The following is an 18,401-nucleotide window of genomic DNA, read 5'->3' as shown; positions in this document are numbered from 1 at the left end:
CGCCGGGTCACGCCCTGCGGACACGTCCCAGGCGGAGGGCCGAGACGAGGAAGAAGACGCCCCCGAGGAACGCGTAGCCGGCCAGGTTGCTCAGGGAGGCACCGTCCTGGTCCGCCCGGGCACGCGGCGCCTGAGCGGCTGCCACCGGGGCCGCGTGGCCCATCGGGGCCGGCCGGACGACAGCTCCACGGGACGGACGAGACGGCGGCGGGCGTCCGGGAGGGCGGCCCCCACCACCGCCCGCGGGCCGCCCGGCCCCGGTTTCAGTCGCCCAGGAACACGACCCTGCGCGACGGTGCGCCGCCGGAGTACGAGGTGGTGGCCTGGCGGCCGGCCGGGACGGCGCGTTCGCGGCCCCAGGTCCTGATGTCGTCGACCTGCTCCGGGTTGGTGCGGCTGAGCGGAGTCGTGTTGGCGAAGGTCTGCAGGACGAACGTCGGGTGCAGCGCCTCCGCACCGCCGTTGAGCAGCACCTCGGCGCCAACGTCGTGCAGTGCGGACTCGATGTCGGCCCCCGCGAAGCCCTCGGAGATGTCCACCAGCCGCTCCACCTGGTCCGGGTCCGGTTCCGCCTTCACGTAGCGCCTGTAGTACATCTCGATGATCTCCTTGCGGTCCTGGCCGTCCGGCAGGTCGACGAAGAACAGCTCGTCGAAGCGGCCCTTGCGCAGCAGCTCGGGCGGCAGGCTGCGCACGTCGTTGGCGGTGGCGACGACGAACGCCCTGGATTCCGACTCCTGGAGCCAGAAGAGGAACTGCCCGAGTACGCGCTGGGGAACGCCGGACTGGTCGTTTCCGCCGGCCAGGCCCTTCTCGATCTCGTCGATCCACAGGATGCAGGGCGCCACCCGGTCCGCGGTGGCGAGCGCCTCCCGCATCCGGCTCTCCGACTCCCCCAGGTACTTGCCGTGGATGCTGGCCATGTCGAGCCGGTAGAGGGGGAGTTGCCACTGCTGGGCCACGGCCTTGGCCGAGAGGGACTTGCCGCAGCCGGGGACACCCACCAGGAGCACACCGCGGGGCGGTCGCAGCCCGGTGGCCCGCAGGTCCGCGTGCATCAGGCGGTGCTTGCGGGCCAGCCAGTCGCGCAGGCTGGACAGGCCGCCGACCGAGTAGTCCGCCGCCTTGAGGCTGAGCCGCTCCAGGCCGGCGAGGTCACTGAAGATCCGGTCCTTCGAACGGGCCAGGACCAGGACGTCGTCCGGTTCGACCGATCCCTTGGCCACGATCGTCGCCATCAGGTTGACCGCCTCCCCCTCGGTCACCCCCTGGAGGAACTCCGAGGCGCGCCGGGCGTCGTCCTGCGTCCACGCGATGGGGACGACACCGCGGTGGTCGGTGAGGAAGTCACTGATGATCGCGTACATCTCGTCCTGGTCGGGCAGGTCGAGCTGGAGGCTCATACCGAGTCGCTGCAGGCCGCTCCAGATCGGGTTGTCGGTGATGAGCACGATGCTGCCGGCGTTGGTGTCGGCGAGGCGGGCCAGCTCGGCGACATGGCGGGTGAACGGGGTGTCGGAATCCAGCCCGTCCGGGTCGACCAGGATGACGGTGGCCAGCTGCCTGGCGCCGAACTGGGCCGCCATGTAGTCCATGGCGCCCGTCAGTGAACGGTCGTCGAGCACCGTGCTGTTGGTACGCAGGTCACGCAGACCGGTCGCCCGGGTGTAGATCCAGAAGGGCTGGGCCGCGCGCTTCGGCTGCTCGGCGACCTCCTTCACCAGGCGGAGCGCCCGCCGTTGCTCGATGGTGCGCACGCCGATCACCGGAACGCGCGCGGTGAGGTAACTCTCCAGGTCCAGCCGGCTCTCGCCGTAGTTCGCCATGGGGGGCCTTCGCTCTCGTTCGTCGTCGTACGGGATCCGGTCGCCCGGCGGGCCCGTCAGCCCCCGATGACGCGGCGGCCGTTAGCGGCCGGGTCGTAGGACCACGTGGCGGCGGCACCGCGGGCGGCCGCCGCCGGGTCCTCGGCGAGCACCTGGGTCAGGCGGTTGTCCCGCACGGTGCGGCGGCGGGCCTCCCGCCACCGGGGGTCGGGGCCGTCCCCCGCCACTTCGTCCAGCTGCGCCTCGATGTCGTCCTGGAGGCGCCGGATCTGCGCGTCGACCGATGCGAGCAACCTGTTCCGGAAGTCCTCCGGCAGGCTCGGGTGGGACGCCGCCGCACGGACCTGCCGGAGCCCGTCGCGCGACTGGGCCAGGGTCCGGCCGGCGGAGAACTCGTCGGGGGCCGCCGCCAGCGCGGCGACCAGGGCGTCGGCCCAGCTCTGCAGCCGCCGGCCGAGCGCCTCGGTGATCCGCACGTTGAGCCGCTGCCAGGCGTCGGCGGGCAGCCCGTCCTGAGTGAGCGCGGGGGGATCGGGCACGGCGGCGGTACCACCGTCGGCCCAGTCCTCCAGGTGGTCCGCCCACGCCTGGTAGCTGCCGCCCCCCGCCCACAGCCCGCTCATGTGCCCGCTCCGGGGCGCCGTACGGTGATCTCGCCCGGCGGAAGCGGCTCCCAGTCGGGCAGGGCCTGGGCGATGCGGCGCATCCTGGCGGTGGCGGGTGCGGGGGTGGGTCCGGTGCCCGGGCCGGCCGACCAGGGCGCGGCGGCCGGGGGGAGTCCCTGCCGGAGGTGCGTGGCCTCCCGCCGGGGGGAGGGCGCCGGCACCGCGGGGAGGCCCGCCGGTACCGGCGGGACGGCCGCGGCACCGAATCCTGCCGCGGCACCGGAAGGGGCGGCGGACGGGGCCGAGCCGGACGGGGCGGCGCCGGGTGCCCCCCGGGGCGGCGGCGGTCCTACGGGCATGGGTGGCCGGCCGCCGGGTCGCTCGTCGCTCATACCGTTCCTCCTTCGCTCCCGGTCACGACGCGCCCTTCGAAGGGCGCGCCGGCCGGCGTCGTGGTCGCCAGTGAGGCGATGAACGTGCGGGCGGCGCCCTCCACCGCGTCGGCGGCCCGGTACCGCTGCTGCCAGTCGGCCAGCTCCGCCGCAGAACCGCGCAGTTGGTCCACCGCTTCGCGCTTGTGCCGGTGCAGCAGTTCGCGGGCGTCGTCCTGCGCGGTGTCGGCGGCGTCCCAGCGCTGATAGACCACCACGCCCCACACGCCACCGACGAAGAGGGCGAGGAGCAGGGCGAAGCCCACGCTCGCGCCCGAGAGGACCAGCAGGATCGCGACCACCACACCGGCCATCAGCAGCAGGGGGGTGCGGAGCGGATAGGCCAGGGTCTGCACGAAGGGTTCGATCCGCCGCTCCCAGTGGCTGACGAGGGACCGCTCCATCGCGTCGACTTCGGTGTTGAAGGAGCCCTTCCACACCGGTATCCGGCACTTCCTGCCCCCGGCGTCGACTCCGGCCGGGTCACCGATGTGCAGCTCGACCTCGCTGGGGGCCTTGGCCCGGTAGTCGCGGCTGAAGCCGGCGTGGGCCTCGGCGATCCATGGTCCGCAGGCGGCCACGGACAGCCGCTGGGTGGCCGCCGACGCACCGATGGCGGCCGGGTCGAGGGCCGCCGTGGTCTGCACGCTCAGGTAGTCCGACCGCTCCTCGTACGAGGCCGCCCCGACCTCCGTCGCACGCTGCGCCGCGTCCCGGTCCCCGCCCGCCGCGACGACGGCCCGGTGCAGCGCCAGCTCACGGTGGTACGGCAACTCCTCGCTGTCGTACTCCCCGACCAGCCGGTCCAGGATGTCGTCGACGGTGTCCTCCAGCCGGTCGGAGAGACGTGTGTCCGGCTCCGGGAGCGCGGCGTAGGTGTCCAGCAGCGCCTGGTGGGCGCCCGCACAGCGGAGCACCTCGTCCAGTACCGGCCACTGGGGCGAGCACCGGGAGAGCCGGGGGAACTGCGCCGACGCGGGTCCCCGCAGACCGTCGATCTCCGCCCGCCAGCGGCGCACCTGTGCCTGCCTGGCCTCGTCGTCGGTCATCAGGGTCTCCCGCCAGCCGGCGAGCGTCGTCTTCATCAGGTCGCGCCCGGCCGGCCCGAAGGCGCCCTGCGCGATGCATTCGAGGATGACGGCGAACTCGCGCCCGAGGGCGTCCGGGTTCTGGGCGCGCAGGTAGTGGCGCAGCCAGCGCACGGTGCCGTCCGCGCGGCCCTGGCGGCGCAGGATCAGCGCGAACAGCAGCGACGTGCGTTCCGGTGAGCGCCGGAACGCCTCCTCCACGGCCTTGTCGCAGAGTGCCCGGTCGTCCCGGGGCCAGGCGGCGAGCGCCACCAGGGCGGGTGCGAGCCATTAGCGGGGGCTCTCGATCATCAGCTCTTCGCTGATCTGCTGGACGGTGTCCTGCGTGGCGAGGCCGACGTCGAAGGCCTGGAGGATGCCGACGGCGGTACGGCGGACCCGCTTGAGATGGCCGTACTCCCGCTCCAGACGTTCCTCCACCGAGAGGATCTGGGTCTCGGCACTGTGCAGGTTGGCGGTCAGTGCGGCGGAGCGGACGAAGCTCCTGAACTCCGTGACGAGGGCCAGCAGACTGTCCTGCGTCTGCTTCTGGGCGGTGTCCACGGCGGACACCTGGTCGGATACGGCAATCAGGTTCTCGGTGAGTCTGAGCACCCGGTTGCCGACCTGGTCCACTTTGTTGTGCAGTTGGCGGTCGACCTCCGTCATGCCTGCCTCCGTTCAGGTTCTGGCGCGAGGCGCGCCCGAGGGGTGGTGGGTGTGCCGCGGACGCCGGACCGGGCGGAGCGGTGGACACTCCGGAGCGGGCCGGCCGGCGGGTGCGGCGACGGTCAGGGGCGGACGACGGTGCCGTCGGCGAGGACCGGCAGGACGAGCCCGCCCTCGTACACCTCGACATAGGCGTACGCACCGGAGCGGGCGAGCATCCGGGCGGCCGGGAAGGGAGCCGGCATCGGGTCGGCCGGGGCGTAGTGCTCCAGAATGCAGCCGTCGAGACCGAGCAGGTGGTCGGCGTACGGGGGCCCCAGGAAGCACGGGGCGACATAGCCGAGCGGTGCGGTGCCGTACGCGTTGGTGTAGTGCTCACGCAGCCATGCGGCCGTCTCGCGCAGGGCCTCGTCCGCGAGCCCCGCGTCCAGCCGCCGCACCGCGTGCAGCAGGGGCGGGGGCCGGATGCCCAGCGGCGCTCCGGCGGTTACGGGCGCGGAGCCACGGCGCGTGCCGCCGCCCAGGGCCGGGGCGGCACCGGTGGCCGTGTCGGGCCGTACCGCACGGCGTGGTCGCTCGATGTGTCCCATGGGTGGTCCCCCCGCATGCATGAACACGACATGCTGTGGCGCATGTCACAGACAAGGTGAGAGTAGTGATGGGATGCCAATCATGTGGGCAGATCTACGGATTGGAAGCGGAAGTTCTCCAATGCCCGGTTCTCCCCCGGACCGCACCCCGGACACCACCGGAGAAGAGCCCACGACTCACCGGGCCCCGCTGTCAGAATCCGGCCATGGAAGCCGAAGGCCGGAACCGCAAGAGGACGCAGCCCCCCGCGGCGGGGACCGTCCACGTACTCCTCGTGGGCATCAACGCCTACCACCCGTCGGTCGCCTCACAGCCGCTGAAGGGCTGCCTGCACGACGTCGCCGCCGCCCGCACGTGGCTGGAGAACCGGGTCGACGCACCCCTCTCGCTGCACGAGTTGCTTGACGGGCAAGCCACCACCGCCGCGGTCAGGGACGCGATAACCGGTCATCTCGGGCAGGCCGGCCCCGGCGACACCGCGCTGTTCTGGTTCTCGGGCCACGGGAGCAGGTTCGCCGCCCGCAGCCCCGAGGAGCTGATGAAGGAGGGGACGGGCGACTGCCAGGCCATCGTCTGCGCGGACGGCCCGCTGGCCGACGTCGAACTCGGGCCCCTGCTGGAGGCCGTCGCCGCCCGTGGCGCACACACCACCGCCGTCATGGACTGCTGCTACTCGGGCGGGTCGACCCGTGACGACGTGAACGGGCCCACCGCCCGCTTCGTGGAGTGGGACCCCCGCTGGCGGCCGCCCGCCCCGGTCGCCGGGGCGGGCACCAGGGAGGCGGCCGGCTCGGGGCCGTACGGCGCCGGGCACGTGACGCTGGCCGCGAGCACCGTCGGGCAGGTGGCGTGGGAGGACGAGCTCGGCGGACGCCCGCACGGCATGTTCAGCTACTCGCTGCTCGAAGCGCTCGCCACGGCGGGTCCCACCGCCACCTCGCGGGAGATCCTCGCGGCCGCGCACTGCCGGGTGCAGCTCCTGACCTCCTTGCAGCACCCGATGCTCAGCCCGCACGACGCGGGCGGGCTCGCCGACCGGCCGTTCCTCGGCGGCGCGGCCCGCGCGCCCAGTCCACAGCTCCTGCGCCACGGCCGGGAGGGCTGGGAGGTCGACCACGGCAGCCTCCATGGCCTGAGCGCCTGGGCGGCGTCGTCCCCGGCCGGGGACGACGCCGCCGCCTTCATCGTGACCTCGGGCGGCTCCGGCACCGGGCTGGTGCACGTCCGGGAGGTACGGCCCGACCGGGTGCTCGTGACACCCGCCGACTGGACGCCGGACACGGCTCGGGTCTATCCCGTGGCGCTGTCCGCCCTCGCGCTGCCGCCCGCCCGGGTCCTGGTCGACGCACCGCACGAACCCCGGGCGGAGGGGTGGCTGTGCGCCGCCCTCGCCACCGCGGGGCCCGGCGGCGGCCCCACTCCGCTGCTGCGGGCAGGTCAGGCCGCGCACCCCCGGGAGCCGGAACCGCTGATCCGGTTCCGCGTCGTGGTCCGGGACGGCCGCGCGGACGTGGTCCACCGGGACGGGACCGTCGCGGTCCCCGGCATGCCCCTGTCGGACAGGAGTGACGCGTCGGACGTCGTCGACTGCCTGATCCACCTGACCCGCTGGTACCAGCTGCGCGACCTGCACCACATGTCCTCACCGCTGGACGGCCGGGTACGCATCGAGGTGTCCGACGTCCACGGCATGCCTTCGGCCGACGGGGACGCGCCGTACGGGGAGCGCGTCTTCCGGTACGGAGGCGGCCCGGGGCGCCTCCGCGAACCCTGGGTCACCGTCCGCATCCGCAATGACTCGAACGTGCCGCTGTGGTTCCTCCTGCTCGACCTCACCGACAGCTACGCCTCGGACCCGGGGCTCTACCGGCCGGACTTCATCGGACCGGGCTGTACGGGATACGCGCTGAACGGCGAGCCCGTACGGCTCGGTCTGCCGCCGGACCGCCCGGTCAGGCCGGGTGCGTACGTACGGGACTGGCTCAAACTCATCGCCGCCGAGCACGAGTTCAACACGGTGCCCTTCCAGCTGGGCCGTCTGGTGCCCGATGCCGGACGAGCCCGGCTCGAGCCGACGGCCGCCGACGGCATGCTGCGGCTCACCGCCCCCGCCTCTGGTCACCGCGACGCCGGGCCTGCCCGTCGGCAGACCGGGCAGTGGGCCACCCACACCCTGGCGCTGCGCACGGTCGTGCCCGGTCCGGAGGACTGAACCGCGGGGCGGGGGCCCCGGTCACCGGCCGAGGTGGGTGAAACCGGCCCAGGCCGACAGGTCGTCGGGGTCCGTGTCGCGCGCCCGGCGCCGGAGCACCCTCGGCATCCCCTCCGGCACCGCCCTCGCCGGGTCCAGCATCCACAGCTGGGCCCGGCGCAGGGCGCCTCCCGGGGACTGGCCGGCCCGCCGCAGGAAGTGGTGCGTCATGAACATCAGCACCGACGTGGCGTCGTCGGGGACGGGCCACAGGGAGCCGACCACCGAGTTGGCCCCGGCCACCAGGAAGGCCGTGGACAGGCTGTACGACTCGTCGGGACCGCGGCCGGACACCTGGCTGCGGCACGCGGCGAGCACCACCAGTTCCAGGGCGCCGTCCTCGGCCCCGCGCGCCCCGGCCCCCACCTCCGTCAGGTTCTCCGCGGCGAGGTGCCCCCCGGCGAGTGACAGGCGGGCGCTGAGCCGGTGGTGCTCGGCCACCGAGCCGTGGCAGGCGAGATGCAGGACCCCGCCCGCGTGCTCGGGCTGCCGCAGCCAGTCGAGCACCGCCGCCGGTGTGGCGTCCGCGGACCGGAACGCGCCCTGCGGGTAGAACGCCTCGTGCACCGCGAGCGCCTCGTCGCCCGCGGCGCGCAGGTCGCCCGTGGGATTCCCGACGACCAGGGCGGCGCCCGTGTGCGGCACGGCCGGACGCGACGCCACGTCACAGAGCATCCGCGCGGAGGCCGTGTACGAGAAGGAGCCCGCCTCCACCGCGTACCGGCGGGCACCCGAGCGGCCGGGCTCCCACGCGGCGTGCCAGGGCACCACCCCGAGCACGCCCAGTGGCGCGAGGACGACCGCGGGCTGCCGGCCCGGGGCGCCCAGCGCTGCCAGCAGGGGCTGGGTCGCCGCGTACCAGGCCCAGGCGCACAGCCGGTCGAGCTGCTTGCGCAGGGGTGCCGCGGCCTCCGCGGGGCCTCCTGGGGAGACGGGGCCCATGTCCCGGCCGCCGCCCCCCGGCCGGTAGTCACGGACCGGGCCCGCGTCCGCCCGCAGCAGCGGCAACGGCAGCAGGTGGGTGCGGCCGTCGGCGGTGACGAGCAGGGCGCAGCCCTGCCGGTCCTCGCGGGCGGGCAGCAGATAGGCCAGCGCGTCCGACCCGGTCGCCCTGAGCGCTGCGGCGATCTCCCCGGTCTCCGGGGGGTCGAGCAGTCCGGGGCGGCCGGCCCCGGACCTCCCGGCGACGCCCGCACCGGTGAGCACCTCCAGCACCCGGCGGCGCAGGTCGCTGGGGACCCCGTCGGGTCCGTCCGGTCCGCCGGGTGTGCCGGACGACTGCTCGCTCGCCGTCCGCCACAGCTCGGCGAGGTCCGCGCGGCCCGCCGTCACCAGCCGGTCGGCGACCGACCGGGAGGTGACGGACGCGTGCAGCAGCAGGGCGCGGCAGGAGTCGACCGCCCGGACCGCGTCCTGGAGCGCGCCGTCCTCCAGGCACCAGCCGGCCACGTCCAGAGCGGTTTCGACCGCCCTGGACGCCGCCTCGGCCGCGTGGTCCGTGCCGGACTGCAGGAGGGCCGCCCAGGTGTGGCCGCGCAGTGCGTCCAGTCCGGTCCGGCGCGCTGCGCGGCGGTCCTCGGCGGCGGTGGCACCGCGCAGGGAGGCGCGCTGACGATGGGCCGTGCCCAGGGAGAGCCCCGTGGTGGCCCAGAGCCGGTGTTCGGGTCCGGGCAGGAACGTGCGGGTCCGCTCCAGCACGGCGATGCCCCGGTCGAGCGGGCCGCGGCTCTGCTCCATCAAGGCGCGTACGCAGTCGGTCTGGCCGACCGCGTAGCTGTAACGGAGCCAGGCGTCACCGCCCTCGTCGCACAGCTCCACCGCCTCGCGGAGCAGCTCCGTGGCCTCCGCCAGCGCGTACCGGTCCCGGGCCGCGGTCGCGTCCGCGGCCCGGGCGATCCCGTTGTCACCGAGGACGTGGGCGCGGTGGTCGCGCGGCAGCTGTGCGGCGGCGGCACGCAGCGCGGCAGCGTCCGGCCGCCCCCCGACAGTCGCGAGCACCGGGGCCCCGAGGGTCTCGGCGAGACCGTTCCGGAACTGACGGGCCTGCTCGAGCAAGGTCCAGATCTCGATGCGGGAGATGTCCTCGTCGCGCATCGACCGATGGGCCTCGGCCATCCGGGCGATGCTCCGGTCGGCGGCCGGCAGGTCGCCGCGCGCCACCGCGCGCACCGCCTCCAGCCCGGCGAACTGCCCGTCGAACAGGCTCCGCCGGTACGGCGTGAAGAGGTCGCTGTCCCGGACACGCCGCCAGATCGCCACGGTCGCGTCCACGTCGTCCGTGCCGCCGAACAGCAGGCCGCGCAGCATCATCGCGAAGGCACGCATGAAGTCCGCGGCGTCACGCTGCCGGCTCTCCTCGGCCAGCTCGGCGGCCCGGTCGGCGAATCCCACGGCCTCGTGCACACCGAGGCCCCCGGACGCCGCGGCACGGCTGCTCCGCACGACGGCGAGCATGCCGTGCATACCCACCTGCCAGCCGGCGTCGGACCTGGCCGTGATCGCGGCCCCGAAGAGCCGGTCGATCTGCTCCCCGGTCACACGGGTTCCGTGCGGGTCCCACTTCGGCAGGTCGAGGAGGAGCTGCCCGGCGACCAGACCGGCCTGCTCTCCGTCCTCGATCGCCAGCCACTGGGCGTAGACCCGGTCGAAGGCCTGGCCGACGCGCTGTGATCCGGTCACGTCCCGCACGGAGGCGCTCAGTGACGCCTCGTCGAATCCGGGGTACCGCCCGTCGGTCGTCGAGCCGGACAGCTCATGGGCCGCGCGTGCGGCCTCCTCCACCGCCTGCGGGTCCGCCGGGCCGAGACCCAGTCGGGCCAGTTCGGCGCGCGCCATGCCGAGCGCCGTACGCGCCTGCCGCAGGGTGTCCTCGTCGCTCGCCGCGCCGTCGATCAGGACCTGCGCGCCCAGGACGACTCCCCGCAGCCGGTCCGGGTCGGCGTCGGCCACGTAGCGGGCGGTCTGGAACAGCATCAGTGCCCCGGCCGCCGCCTCCACGTCACCGTCCTCGTCCGGCCGCCAGTCCTGGACGGCACGGTGCAGCAGGCCGATGGCCCGGTCCCGCGCCGGGCCGTCGTCCCGTTCCGCGGCCCTCTCGTGGAGGATGCGGCCGAAGACGTCCAGATAGTGCGGCGGGATGACGTCGAGCGCGTCCGGCGCCCCGAGCAGCACGTCCAGCTCACGCTCGGCCTCGGCCGGCTGCGTGGCGTCCTGCCAGCGGAACCACAGCAGGCACCGGCCGAAGACCATCTCCACGCCGGTCTCCCAGAGCCAGGACGGCTGCCCCCCGGCGGCCGGCCCGGCAGCGGTGACGGCCCGTGCGAACTCCTCCAGTGCCGTGCCGAGGACCACCCGGTCACCGGTGCCCCGGCCGAAACGCAGCAGGGCGGTGGCACGGCGCTCCCTGAGGTACGCGATGTCGGCGCCGCCCTCCTCCGCGGCGGCCAGTGCGTGCGCGTAGTGCCGGGCCGCGAGCCCGGCCGAGGGCGCCTCGGACCAGTCGTCCGGGAGGTAGGACCGGCGCAGGCAGAGGTCGGCGAAGTTCTCGTGCAGGGCCTGGTCGCCGGCGGCCGTCCGGCCGGCGGGGCGGGGGCCGGTCAGCAGCGCGTGCACGAGGGCCGCCGCCTCTTCGAGCAGATACCGGTCGTCCGGCTCCGCGTCGCTGCGGAGCACGGCCACATCGGCCCGCAGCTCGCGCGCCGAGACGTACATCTCGTCATCGGGCCGGGGGCCGGGAACGGGCAGCGCGAAGGCGGTGTCGAGGGCGTCGGCGGCAAGCCTCAGGTCCTCGGCGTGTCCGCGGCGCCGGTGGAGCAGGAAGCTCCACCAGCCCACGGTCACCCACGCCTCCCACAGGTCGCCGTCGTCGAGCTCGATCGTGAGGGCACTCAGCTCGTCGCGTTCCAGAGCGAGTTCGTCGTCGGAGAGCGCGTCGGGGTCGACCGTGCCGTCGTCGGAGAGCGCGTCGGGGGCGCCCGTTCCGTCGTCCCCCTCGCCGGGCCGGCCCCCCGCCGGGGCAGTCACGGCGCCACCCGGGCCAGGTAGGGCTCCAGCACGGAGTTGAGCCACTCCTCGCCCTCGGGTGCTTCGAAGTCGACGGGCGGCAGGCCGGTCTCCTCGATCACTCCGGCAGGACACCGGTCCGAGAACAGCACCACCACGTGATCGGCGGGTTCGCGCTTGGACGGCCATATGAAGCCCTGCGCCCACGGGGCGGTGTTCTCACGGATCCAGTGCCCCCAGTGCCGGGTGAACGGGTAGTGGGCCGCTTCGGCCTGGGTGAGCCAGGTGTCCTGCGCGACGGCGGCCAGGTCCCGTCCGGACAGCAGCGGCAGAAGGGTCACCTCGGTGGCCAGCCGCAGAAACGACAGCCGCCTGCCCCGCACGGCGCTGCGCGGTACCAGCCGTGCGGTGGCGGCACCGTCGAACGGCACCGAGCGCAACAGGGACTCGCAGACGGCCGATGCCGAGGTCAGCCCGGCGTACACGTACCCGTACGGGTCGTGCTCCGTCCCGTCGAACCGCCCGCCGCCGTAGAAGGGGTGGGCGCGGACCGTGTTGAAGGAACCGGCGGGCCGATGGGCAGCGTGCAGCCGGAACAGGCCGACGCCCGCAGCCAGGGTCACTGTGCCGGGCGTGCCCGGAAGGGCCGTGGGCGGCCTGGTGTTCACCACGGGTCCCACCTCACTCTCTGCACCGACGGCCGGTGCGGGACGGTTCGGAAGCGGTCACGTCGCTCTGCAGGACGGTTCGGCTGATTCAGCGGCCGGCGGTTCATGCCGGGCAGTCGGGCCGGATCGGCTGCTCGGCCGCGCCGCACTGACGGGCCGTCAGGCCAGCACATGGCCTGCCGCAGCCGGGAGTTCGCCGTCCCGGTCACCGCCGAGCAGGGACGCCGGAGCGGTCCCGAGCCAGGCGTTGGGCGAGAGCCACCAGTCGGCGGCGCCCCAGGGGTCGCGCGCCGCGTCCAGTACCTCGTTCACGGTCAGGACACTGGGCCACGCGTCCGGCGGGCGGCGGAACTGGAACGCGGGCAGTGTGACCAGGCCGCCCGCGCCCCGCAGCCGGATGAGCCGGGCGTCGTACGGGTCCGCGGGACCGGTGGCGGGGACCGCGGGCGCGGCGAGCAGACGGTCACGTACGGCACCGAGTACGGGCCCGACCATGCGGTGGCCGTCGAGCACCAGGACGGCCAGGTCCTCCGCGGTGAAACCGGGCGGCGCGGGCGGCGCCCCCGCCAGCCGGGAGCCCTCGGGCCCGGCCTCCCCGCCGAGCAGCCGCAGAGCCGACGCGGCCGCGGCGGTCCGTCGTGCGGTACCGGGTCCGGCAGCACGGAACTCCGTCAGACACGCGGCGAGGCGGTCCCGGCCGTCCGGGGTCAGGCGGCCTTCCAGCCGGTCCCAGTCCGCCGCCGCGCGGGCCAGGGCGTCCAGCGGCGCCCCGCCGTCAGCGGCCGCCACGGCACGGCTCCGTCCGGCCGGTACGGTCGGTGCTCCGGTCCTCGTACGGGGCCAGCATCCGCTCGATGAGGTCGGCGCGGGCCGGGTGGCGCACCACCAGATGGACCGCGTCCCGGGCACCCCGGGCCAGCTCGGCCTCGATCGCCGCCCACACCGCGCGCAGGCTCGCCTCGTGGCTCAGTCCGCCCCTCCCCGACCCCAGCAGGGCGAAACAGATGGACCGCAGCGGCGGATCGAACGCCTCGCGCTCCGCGGCGAGGAGGGCCAGCGCCCGCGCGGCGCCCCGGGTGACGTCGTCGGGCTGGACGTCGTAGTCGTTGGTCCCGGGCCGCGGCACCGCGATCGCGGCGTGGTAGATGCGCCGTACCCCCTGAGCGGTCAGCGCACCGGCACTCGTGGGCACCACGGTGCCCGGCAGGACGGAGCGGCCGGGTGCCGCGTGCAGGTGGACCCACTCCCGCACCTCGTCGTGCACCCGGTCCTCGACCAGGCCGCCGGCGTTGTCGCGTATCGCGCCCTCGCGGCGCAGCGAGGCGGAGACGGAGGACTTGTAGGCCTCGGGCAGGGACAGATAGGTGTTGGTCGGCGAGACCACCACGTCCACGTCCCGCAGCAGATCGACCGGGTGCACGTGCAGGGTGATCGTCGAAGGGTGCCCGAGGACCGACACCGGCAGGCTCCGGTGGCCGGAGGACAACGGCCGTTGGCGGGGCAGGGCGCCGAAGCGGGCAGGGACGGGAGCGGAGCCGACGACCCCGGCGGGTGCGGGTGCGGGTGCGCCGCAGAGCCTGATCACCTGTTCGGCGACCTCGCCGAGCACGGCGAACTCCTGGTGCTTGCGGAAGTGGTCGACGGTGATGTCGTACAGGGCCGCCGCCTTGCGGCGCCGGTCGGCCGAGGGCAGGTCACGGGTGCCCCGGGCCAGCCCGAGCGTGTACTCGGCCGCTTCCCGGAGGCTGCCGCCGTCCATCGCCTCCACCGCGAGCCGCAGCAGTCGCTCCACGGCTTCGACCTTCGTTCCGGGGCCGGAGGGCTCGGGCGCGGAAGCGGCGCGTTCGAGAGCGGGCAGGTGCAGCCCTCGCAGCCGCATGACACCGACCCGCCGGATCAGTCGTAACTCTCGCAGGATCGCAGCGTGATCCGGCAGTGCGCTTTCGGACATGACGGAAGGATGGCACCGTCCGGGAAAGCCCACAACCGATTCCGCGAGGACGGCGGCAAAGCGTGTGCCAGGGGGCTTTCCGGTGGGAACGCGGGCGGTGTCCGGCTCCCCGCAACGCCTTTTCGGGAACCTCTCCCACCGGGTCCGAAGTGGCCGGCCCGCCGATCACCGAGCGGGGCCGTGCACGTTTCCTTCCAAGCTTTGGAAGAAGAGAGCCCACAAATGAACCTCATATGGTCAACGAACGGTCGAATGAGGGCATGAGCCGGGTAACTTCCGTCCGTCGGCCGGTCGCTTTCCGTCCATCCGCACTCGATCGGCCGACCGCGTGCCACGCTGCATGCAGTCCCGGCTCCGTCCGGTCCCCCACACGTGCACCACGCGTACGCCCCCGTGTGCGCCCATCCACCGGACCGCTCCGCCGCCTTCGGACACCAGGAGAGAAATGGCGACCAAGCAGCAGTACGAGGCAGCACTCGTCAAGGCCGAGAAACTGGGCCTCGGCTCACTCAAGGAACAGGACCTGAAACTCCTCATGGTCCTCTACAGGGAAAGCAGCTCCCTCGGAAACCGCGCCCGCCGCGTGGTCGACGGCAAATAGCAGACCGGAACGGCATTTCAGTAAGGGGACGGCACATGGCCGCAGATGTTCTTCACCTCCACACCTCCCTCGGCGTCGAGCAGATCAAAAAGATCTTCAGCTCGACGCTCCAGTACTCGCGGAAGGTCGAATTCGGCACCGTCCAGGGCAACGACAACCCGTTCGACGAGAATGCCGATTTCCAGGCCTACGCCTCGCTCAAGACCCTGTTCGGGGGCTGGATAGTCCAGATCTACATCACGGAGCGGGGGGATGTCCGCGAGGTCCAGCTGGTCGCGCTGGGGTCCTCCGCGCTGGGCCGTGCGCTGCACGGCCTCAGGAACGCCTACTCCCGGAGCGACAGCAGGGAGAAGGCATCGGCCGTGGTGGAACAGCTGCGCGTCGTCGACCCCGGGCTGAGAACCGTCTGAGCGTCACGGGCCGGCACCGGCGTCACGGGCCGGCACCGGGCGGATCCGTACGAGCGGTCGACAGCGGGCTGTGGCCGCGTCATTCCGTCCGGACGCCCTCCGCCGCGAGGGCCTCGGTTCCCAGGGCCGCGGGAGAGTCCTGGGGGCCGGGGCACGCGCCCCGGAACGACCGGCACGATCCGCTCCGGGGTGAGCCCCCGGCCACCGCGCCCACCGGCGGTCGCCTGGAGGGCCGCGCCTACCGCCGCACCCTCGGCCGGCAGCGGCGGCGGCGGCCGGACCGTCGCGCCCCTGACACCCGGTACCCGGCGGCCAGCCGCGCCGCGCCTCAGCGCGCCTCGTACAGTCCCGCGATCAGGACGCCGACCAGCCGACGCGCGTCGTAGTGGGGGTCGCGGTCGTCGCCGATGCAGAGATTCCCGACGCCGCGCATGAGCTCGTAGGCCTTCAGGTCCGACCGGATCTCGCCGGCCTCGGCCGCGGCGTCGAGCAGTCGGGTGCACACGGGCACGAGGCGGTCGAGGAAGTGGGCGTGCAGAGCGTCGAAGCCGGCGTCGTCGGACTGCAGGACGGCTGCGAGACCGTGCTTGGTGACCAGGAAGTCGACGAAGAGGTCGATCCACCGCCCCAGCGCGGCATGAGGGGTGACTCCGGCCGCCAGCAGCGCCGGCCCCGCCTCGGCACAGGCTTCGATCTGGTGCCGGTAGACGGCGATGATGAGGTCCGCCCGCGTCGGGAAGTGGCGGTAGATCGTGCCCATCCCGACGCCGGCCTGCGCCGCGATGTCGCGCACCGGCGCCTCCACGCCCGAGGCGACGAACACCGCGGCGGCCGCGTCGAGCAGGGTCTCCTTGTTGCGCCGGGCGTCCGCCCGCTTGGCACGGGGCTCACGCCCCGCACCCTCGTCGCTGCCGTTCACCGCGCCACTTCCTCCACTAACGGGCTTGCCAAACCGGAACAGCGCTCCGTATCGTTGCGGAGCGGCGTTCCGTTTACTCATCATGCCGGAGCGGGGGACCCGCGACCAGTCCACGCATTGCTACCACGCCACACCCGCAACGGAGGAACACGGTCATGCAGTACCGCACTCTGGGCCGCACCGGTGTACAGGTCAGCTCCCTCGCGCTCGGCGCGATGAACTTCGGCGCCATCGGGCGCACCACCCAGCAGGAGGCCACCGCCCTCGTCGACGCCGCTCTGGAGGGCGGCATCAACCTCATCGACACCGCCGACATGTACAGCGCCGGCCAGTCCGAGGAGATGGTCGGCAAAGCCGTCGCGGGCCGCCGCGACGACCTCGTGCTGGCCACGAAGGCGACCATGCCCATGGGTGACGAGCGCAACCACCGGGGCAGTTCCCGGCGTTGGCTGGTCACCGAGCTGGACAACAGCCTGCGCCGTCTCGGTGTCGATCACGTCGATCTCTACCAGATCCACCGCTGGGACCCGCGCACCAGCGACGAGGAGACGCTGTCCGCGCTGACGGACCTGCAACGCGCCGGGAAGATCCGCTACTTCGGCTCGTCGACCTTCCCCGCGTACCGCCTCGTCCAGGCGCAGTGGGCCGCCCGTGAGCACCACCTGGGCCGCTACGTCACCGAGCAGCCCGGCTACTCGATCCTGCAGCGCGGGGTCGAGACCCATGTACTGCCCGTGACCGAGGAGTACGGGCTCGGTGTGCTGGCGTGGAGCCCGTTGGCCTCGGGCTGGCTGTCGGGTGCGATCCGCAGGGGGCAGGAGGTCGCCACGAACCGCTCGGCGTTCATGCCGCAGCGCTTCGACATGTCCGTGCCCGCCAACCGGGCCAGGCTCGACGCCGTCGAGCAGCTGGCGGACGTCGCCGACCGGGCCGGGCTGACCATGATCCAGCTCGCGCTCGGCTTCGTGACCGCGCATCCCGCCGTGACCAGCGCGATCATCGGCCCTCGTACGCCGGCCCACCTGGACTCGCAGCTCGCCGCCGCCGACACCGTGCTCTCCGCCGACGTACTCGACGCGATCGACGCGATCGTGGCTCCCGGTGTCGATCTCGCGGCGGACGAGAAGCACGACACCCCGCCGTCTCTGCTCGACCCGGCACTGCGCCGCCGCTGACCGCCGGAGGGACGGGCGGCCGGCGCCGCTCCCACCGGAGACCTCGGCAAGGGCCCCCGGCCGGTGGGGCGGCTCCCCGCACCGGCCCCGCATCGACCGTGCCCGGTCGGCACGTATCCGGCCGGGACCGCAGCAGTCGACGCCTGCGAGAATCGGACCAGGCGTGCGGGAGGGCATGCCACGGACGATGGAGGAGCCCCGTGCCACCGACTTCGAGGCCGTTGCGGAAGCTGGGCTTCCTGACCATCGGACTGTTCGACGAGGCCGATCCGCGCCGAGGACACGAGTCGACGCTCTCGATCATCGAGCTGGGCGAGCGACTGGGCTTCGACAGCGCGTGGGTGCGGCACCGTCATCTGCAGTACGGAATCTCCTCGCCCCTCGTCCTCCTGGCGGCGGCGTCCCAGCGCACCAGCCGCATCCAGCTGGGTACCGCGGTGATCCCGCTGGGCTGGGAGAATCCGCTCCGGCTGGCCGAGGACCTGGCGACCCTCGACCTCCTGTCCGGGGGGCGGCTCAACCCGGGGGTCAGCGTCGGTCCGCCGATGCACTACGACCGGGTCAGGGAGGCGCTCTACCCCGGCACTGCCGACGCCGAGGACTTCAGCTACGAGCGGGTACGGCGGCTCATGGGGTTCGTGCGCGGCGAGCGGGCCACGGACTTCAGCGGCACGGAGGGCTTCGAGGCCTTCTCCGACCGGGTCCAGCCGCACGCCGCCGGTCTGGCGGACCGCATGTGGTACGGCGGTGCGAGCCTGCGGTCGGCGCGCTGGGCGGGCGAGCAGGGCATGAACCTCCTGACCTCCAGTGTGGTGAAGGCCGAGGAGTCCGAGGACTTCGCCGAGATCCAGCTGTCGCACATCCGGGCCTTCCGCGAGCGTCATCCGGACGGGGAGCGGGCCCGCGTCTCACACGGGCTGGTCGTCATCCCGACCGACTCCGCGACGCCCGGACAGCGCGCCAAGTACGAGGAGTACGCCCGGACGCGGATGCCGCGCACCGCCTCTCCGCAGGGTCCCGCCCGCATGATGTTCGCGCCCGACCTGGTCGGGAGCTCCGCCGAGATCGCCGAACGGCTCGCCGCCCACGTGGCGTTCCGGGAGGTGGACGAGGTCGCGTTCGCGCTGCCGTTCAGCTTCGACCACGAGGACTACGTGCAGATCCTCACCGACATCGCCACCCTGCTGGGCCCGGCCCTCGGCCGGCCCTCGGCCGCCTGACCCGGCCGCGGGACG

The 18,401-nt window shown here is 73.6% G+C and carries 17 protein-coding genes; 5 read left to right on the top strand and 12 right to left on the bottom strand.

Features of this window, described 5'->3' with window-relative positions:
- Positions 1 to 7: 7 nt before the first annotated feature.
- The 7 genes from OG927_RS17070 to OG927_RS17040 all read right to left on the bottom strand — a co-directional run bounded on the left by OG927_RS17070 (position 8) and on the right by OG927_RS17040 (position 5,188).
- Entirely contained in the window at positions 8 to 145 is a 138-nt protein-coding gene (locus OG927_RS17070; RefSeq protein WP_157862984.1) for a hypothetical protein, read from the bottom strand.
- Positions 146 to 263: 118 nt separating this feature from the next.
- Positions 264 to 1,826, bottom strand: a complete 1,563-nt coding sequence (locus tag OG927_RS17065; RefSeq protein ID WP_330320398.1) for an AAA family ATPase — start codon at positions 1,824 to 1,826, stop codon at positions 264 to 266.
- A 56-nt stretch (positions 1,827 to 1,882) separates the two neighbouring features.
- Entirely contained in the window at positions 1,883 to 2,449 is a 567-nt protein-coding gene (locus OG927_RS17060; protein ID WP_056793041.1) for a hypothetical protein, read from the bottom strand.
- On the bottom strand, positions 2,446 to 2,823 hold the full coding sequence (locus OG927_RS17055) for a hypothetical protein (protein ID WP_209470109.1): 378 nt from the start codon (positions 2,821 to 2,823) through the stop codon (positions 2,446 to 2,448). Before OG927_RS17055 ends, OG927_RS17060 begins: the two co-directional genes overlap by 4 nt.
- The gene (locus OG927_RS17050) at positions 2,820 to 4,202 is read right to left on the bottom strand and encodes a hypothetical protein (protein ID WP_330320397.1); all 1,383 of its coding nucleotides are present in this window, start codon (positions 4,200 to 4,202) and stop codon (positions 2,820 to 2,822) included. Before OG927_RS17050 ends, OG927_RS17055 begins: the two co-directional genes overlap by 4 nt.
- 18 nt (positions 4,203 to 4,220) lie before the next feature.
- Positions 4,221 to 4,598 (bottom strand): hypothetical protein, encoded by a 378-nt coding sequence (locus OG927_RS17045; protein WP_330320396.1) that lies wholly within the window; start codon positions 4,596 to 4,598, stop codon positions 4,221 to 4,223.
- Positions 4,599 to 4,720: 122 nt separating this feature from the next.
- Positions 4,721 to 5,188, bottom strand: a complete 468-nt coding sequence (locus tag OG927_RS17040) for a hypothetical protein (protein WP_124281758.1) — start codon at positions 5,186 to 5,188, stop codon at positions 4,721 to 4,723.
- A gap of 206 nt (positions 5,189 to 5,394) precedes the next feature.
- Between OG927_RS17040 and OG927_RS17035 the strand changes: the two genes are divergently transcribed.
- Positions 5,395 to 7,401: a caspase family protein gene (locus OG927_RS17035; RefSeq protein WP_319101253.1), complete on the top strand. Its 2,007-nt coding sequence runs from the start codon at positions 5,395 to 5,397 to the stop codon at positions 7,399 to 7,401.
- 21 nt (positions 7,402 to 7,422) lie between these two features.
- Here the strand turns inward: OG927_RS17035 and OG927_RS17030 are convergent, their stop codons facing one another.
- The 4 genes from OG927_RS17030 to OG927_RS17015 form a co-directional block, all read right to left on the bottom strand.
- Positions 7,423 to 11,463: a CHAT domain-containing protein gene (locus OG927_RS17030; protein WP_319101251.1), complete on the bottom strand. Its 4,041-nt coding sequence runs from the start codon at positions 11,461 to 11,463 to the stop codon at positions 7,423 to 7,425.
- Positions 11,460 to 12,113, bottom strand: a complete 654-nt coding sequence (locus OG927_RS17025; protein WP_124281761.1) for an RES family NAD+ phosphorylase — start codon at positions 12,111 to 12,113, stop codon at positions 11,460 to 11,462. Before OG927_RS17025 ends, OG927_RS17030 begins: the two co-directional genes overlap by 4 nt.
- 156 nt (positions 12,114 to 12,269) lie before the next feature.
- Positions 12,270 to 12,899 (bottom strand): hypothetical protein, encoded by a 630-nt coding sequence (locus OG927_RS17020; RefSeq protein ID WP_319101250.1) that lies wholly within the window; start codon positions 12,897 to 12,899, stop codon positions 12,270 to 12,272.
- Entirely contained in the window at positions 12,886 to 14,061 is a 1,176-nt protein-coding gene (locus tag OG927_RS17015; protein ID WP_319101248.1) for a macro domain-containing protein, read from the bottom strand. Before OG927_RS17015 ends, OG927_RS17020 begins: the two co-directional genes overlap by 14 nt.
- Positions 14,062 to 14,506: 445 nt before the next feature.
- Here OG927_RS17015 and OG927_RS17010 point away from each other — a divergent pair, with 445 nt between their 5' ends.
- Complete coding sequence (locus tag OG927_RS17010; protein WP_164494165.1) at positions 14,507 to 14,662, top strand: hypothetical protein; 156 nt, start codon at positions 14,507 to 14,509, stop codon at positions 14,660 to 14,662.
- A 35-nt stretch (positions 14,663 to 14,697) separates the two neighbouring features.
- A complete protein-coding gene (locus OG927_RS17005; RefSeq protein ID WP_319101246.1) occupies positions 14,698 to 15,072 on the top strand; it encodes a hypothetical protein in 375 nt (124 codons plus the stop codon).
- A gap of 328 nt (positions 15,073 to 15,400) precedes the next feature.
- Here OG927_RS17005 and OG927_RS17000 read toward each other — a convergent pair whose 3' ends face one another.
- Positions 15,401 to 15,991 carry a TetR/AcrR family transcriptional regulator gene (locus OG927_RS17000; protein ID WP_056793051.1) on the bottom strand — a complete coding sequence of 197 codons (591 nt, stop codon included), beginning with the start codon at positions 15,989 to 15,991 and terminating at the stop codon, positions 15,401 to 15,403.
- 155 nt (positions 15,992 to 16,146) lie between these two features.
- On the opposite strand from OG927_RS17000, the gene OG927_RS16995 reads away from it, so the two are divergent.
- Positions 16,147 to 17,166, top strand: a complete 1,020-nt coding sequence (locus OG927_RS16995; protein ID WP_330320395.1) for an aldo/keto reductase — start codon at positions 16,147 to 16,149, stop codon at positions 17,164 to 17,166.
- A gap of 200 nt (positions 17,167 to 17,366) precedes the next feature.
- On the top strand, positions 17,367 to 18,386 hold the full coding sequence (locus OG927_RS16990; RefSeq protein WP_124281765.1) for an LLM class flavin-dependent oxidoreductase: 1,020 nt from the start codon (positions 17,367 to 17,369) through the stop codon (positions 18,384 to 18,386).
- Positions 18,387 to 18,401 lie beyond the last annotated feature (15 nt).

This window comes from Streptomyces clavifer, assembly GCF_036345975.1.
Classification (GTDB): domain Bacteria; phylum Actinomycetota; class Actinomycetes; order Streptomycetales; family Streptomycetaceae; genus Streptomyces; species Streptomyces clavifer.
Note: the sequence above shows the minus strand (reverse complement) of the source record. Positions and strands in the feature narration are given on the sequence as shown.

Excerpts from the sequence above, each read along its gene's own strand:
- OG927_RS17065 (WP_330320398.1), bottom strand. The coding sequence starts at position 1,826 with ATGGCGAACTACGGCGAGAGCCGGCTGGACCTGGAGAGTTACCTCACC.
- OG927_RS17060 (WP_056793041.1), bottom strand. The coding sequence starts at position 2,449 with ATGAGCGGGCTGTGGGCGGGGGGCGGCAGCTACCAGGCGTGGGCGGAC.
- OG927_RS17055 (WP_209470109.1), bottom strand. The coding sequence starts at position 2,823 with ATGAGCGACGAGCGACCCGGCGGCCGGCCACCCATGCCCGTAGGACCG.
- OG927_RS17045 (WP_330320396.1), bottom strand. The coding sequence starts at position 4,598 with ATGACGGAGGTCGACCGCCAACTGCACAACAAAGTGGACCAGGTCGGC.
- OG927_RS17040 (WP_124281758.1), bottom strand. The coding sequence starts at position 5,188 with ATGGGACACATCGAGCGACCACGCCGTGCGGTACGGCCCGACACGGCC.
- OG927_RS17035 (WP_319101253.1), top strand. The coding sequence starts at position 5,395 with ATGGAAGCCGAAGGCCGGAACCGCAAGAGGACGCAGCCCCCCGCGGCG.
- OG927_RS17015 (WP_319101248.1), bottom strand. The coding sequence starts at position 14,061 with ATGTCCGAAAGCGCACTGCCGGATCACGCTGCGATCCTGCGAGAGTTA.
- OG927_RS17010 (WP_164494165.1), top strand. The coding sequence starts at position 14,507 with ATGGCGACCAAGCAGCAGTACGAGGCAGCACTCGTCAAGGCCGAGAAA.
- OG927_RS17005 (WP_319101246.1), top strand. The coding sequence starts at position 14,698 with ATGGCCGCAGATGTTCTTCACCTCCACACCTCCCTCGGCGTCGAGCAG.
- OG927_RS16995 (WP_330320395.1), top strand. The coding sequence starts at position 16,147 with ATGCAGTACCGCACTCTGGGCCGCACCGGTGTACAGGTCAGCTCCCTC.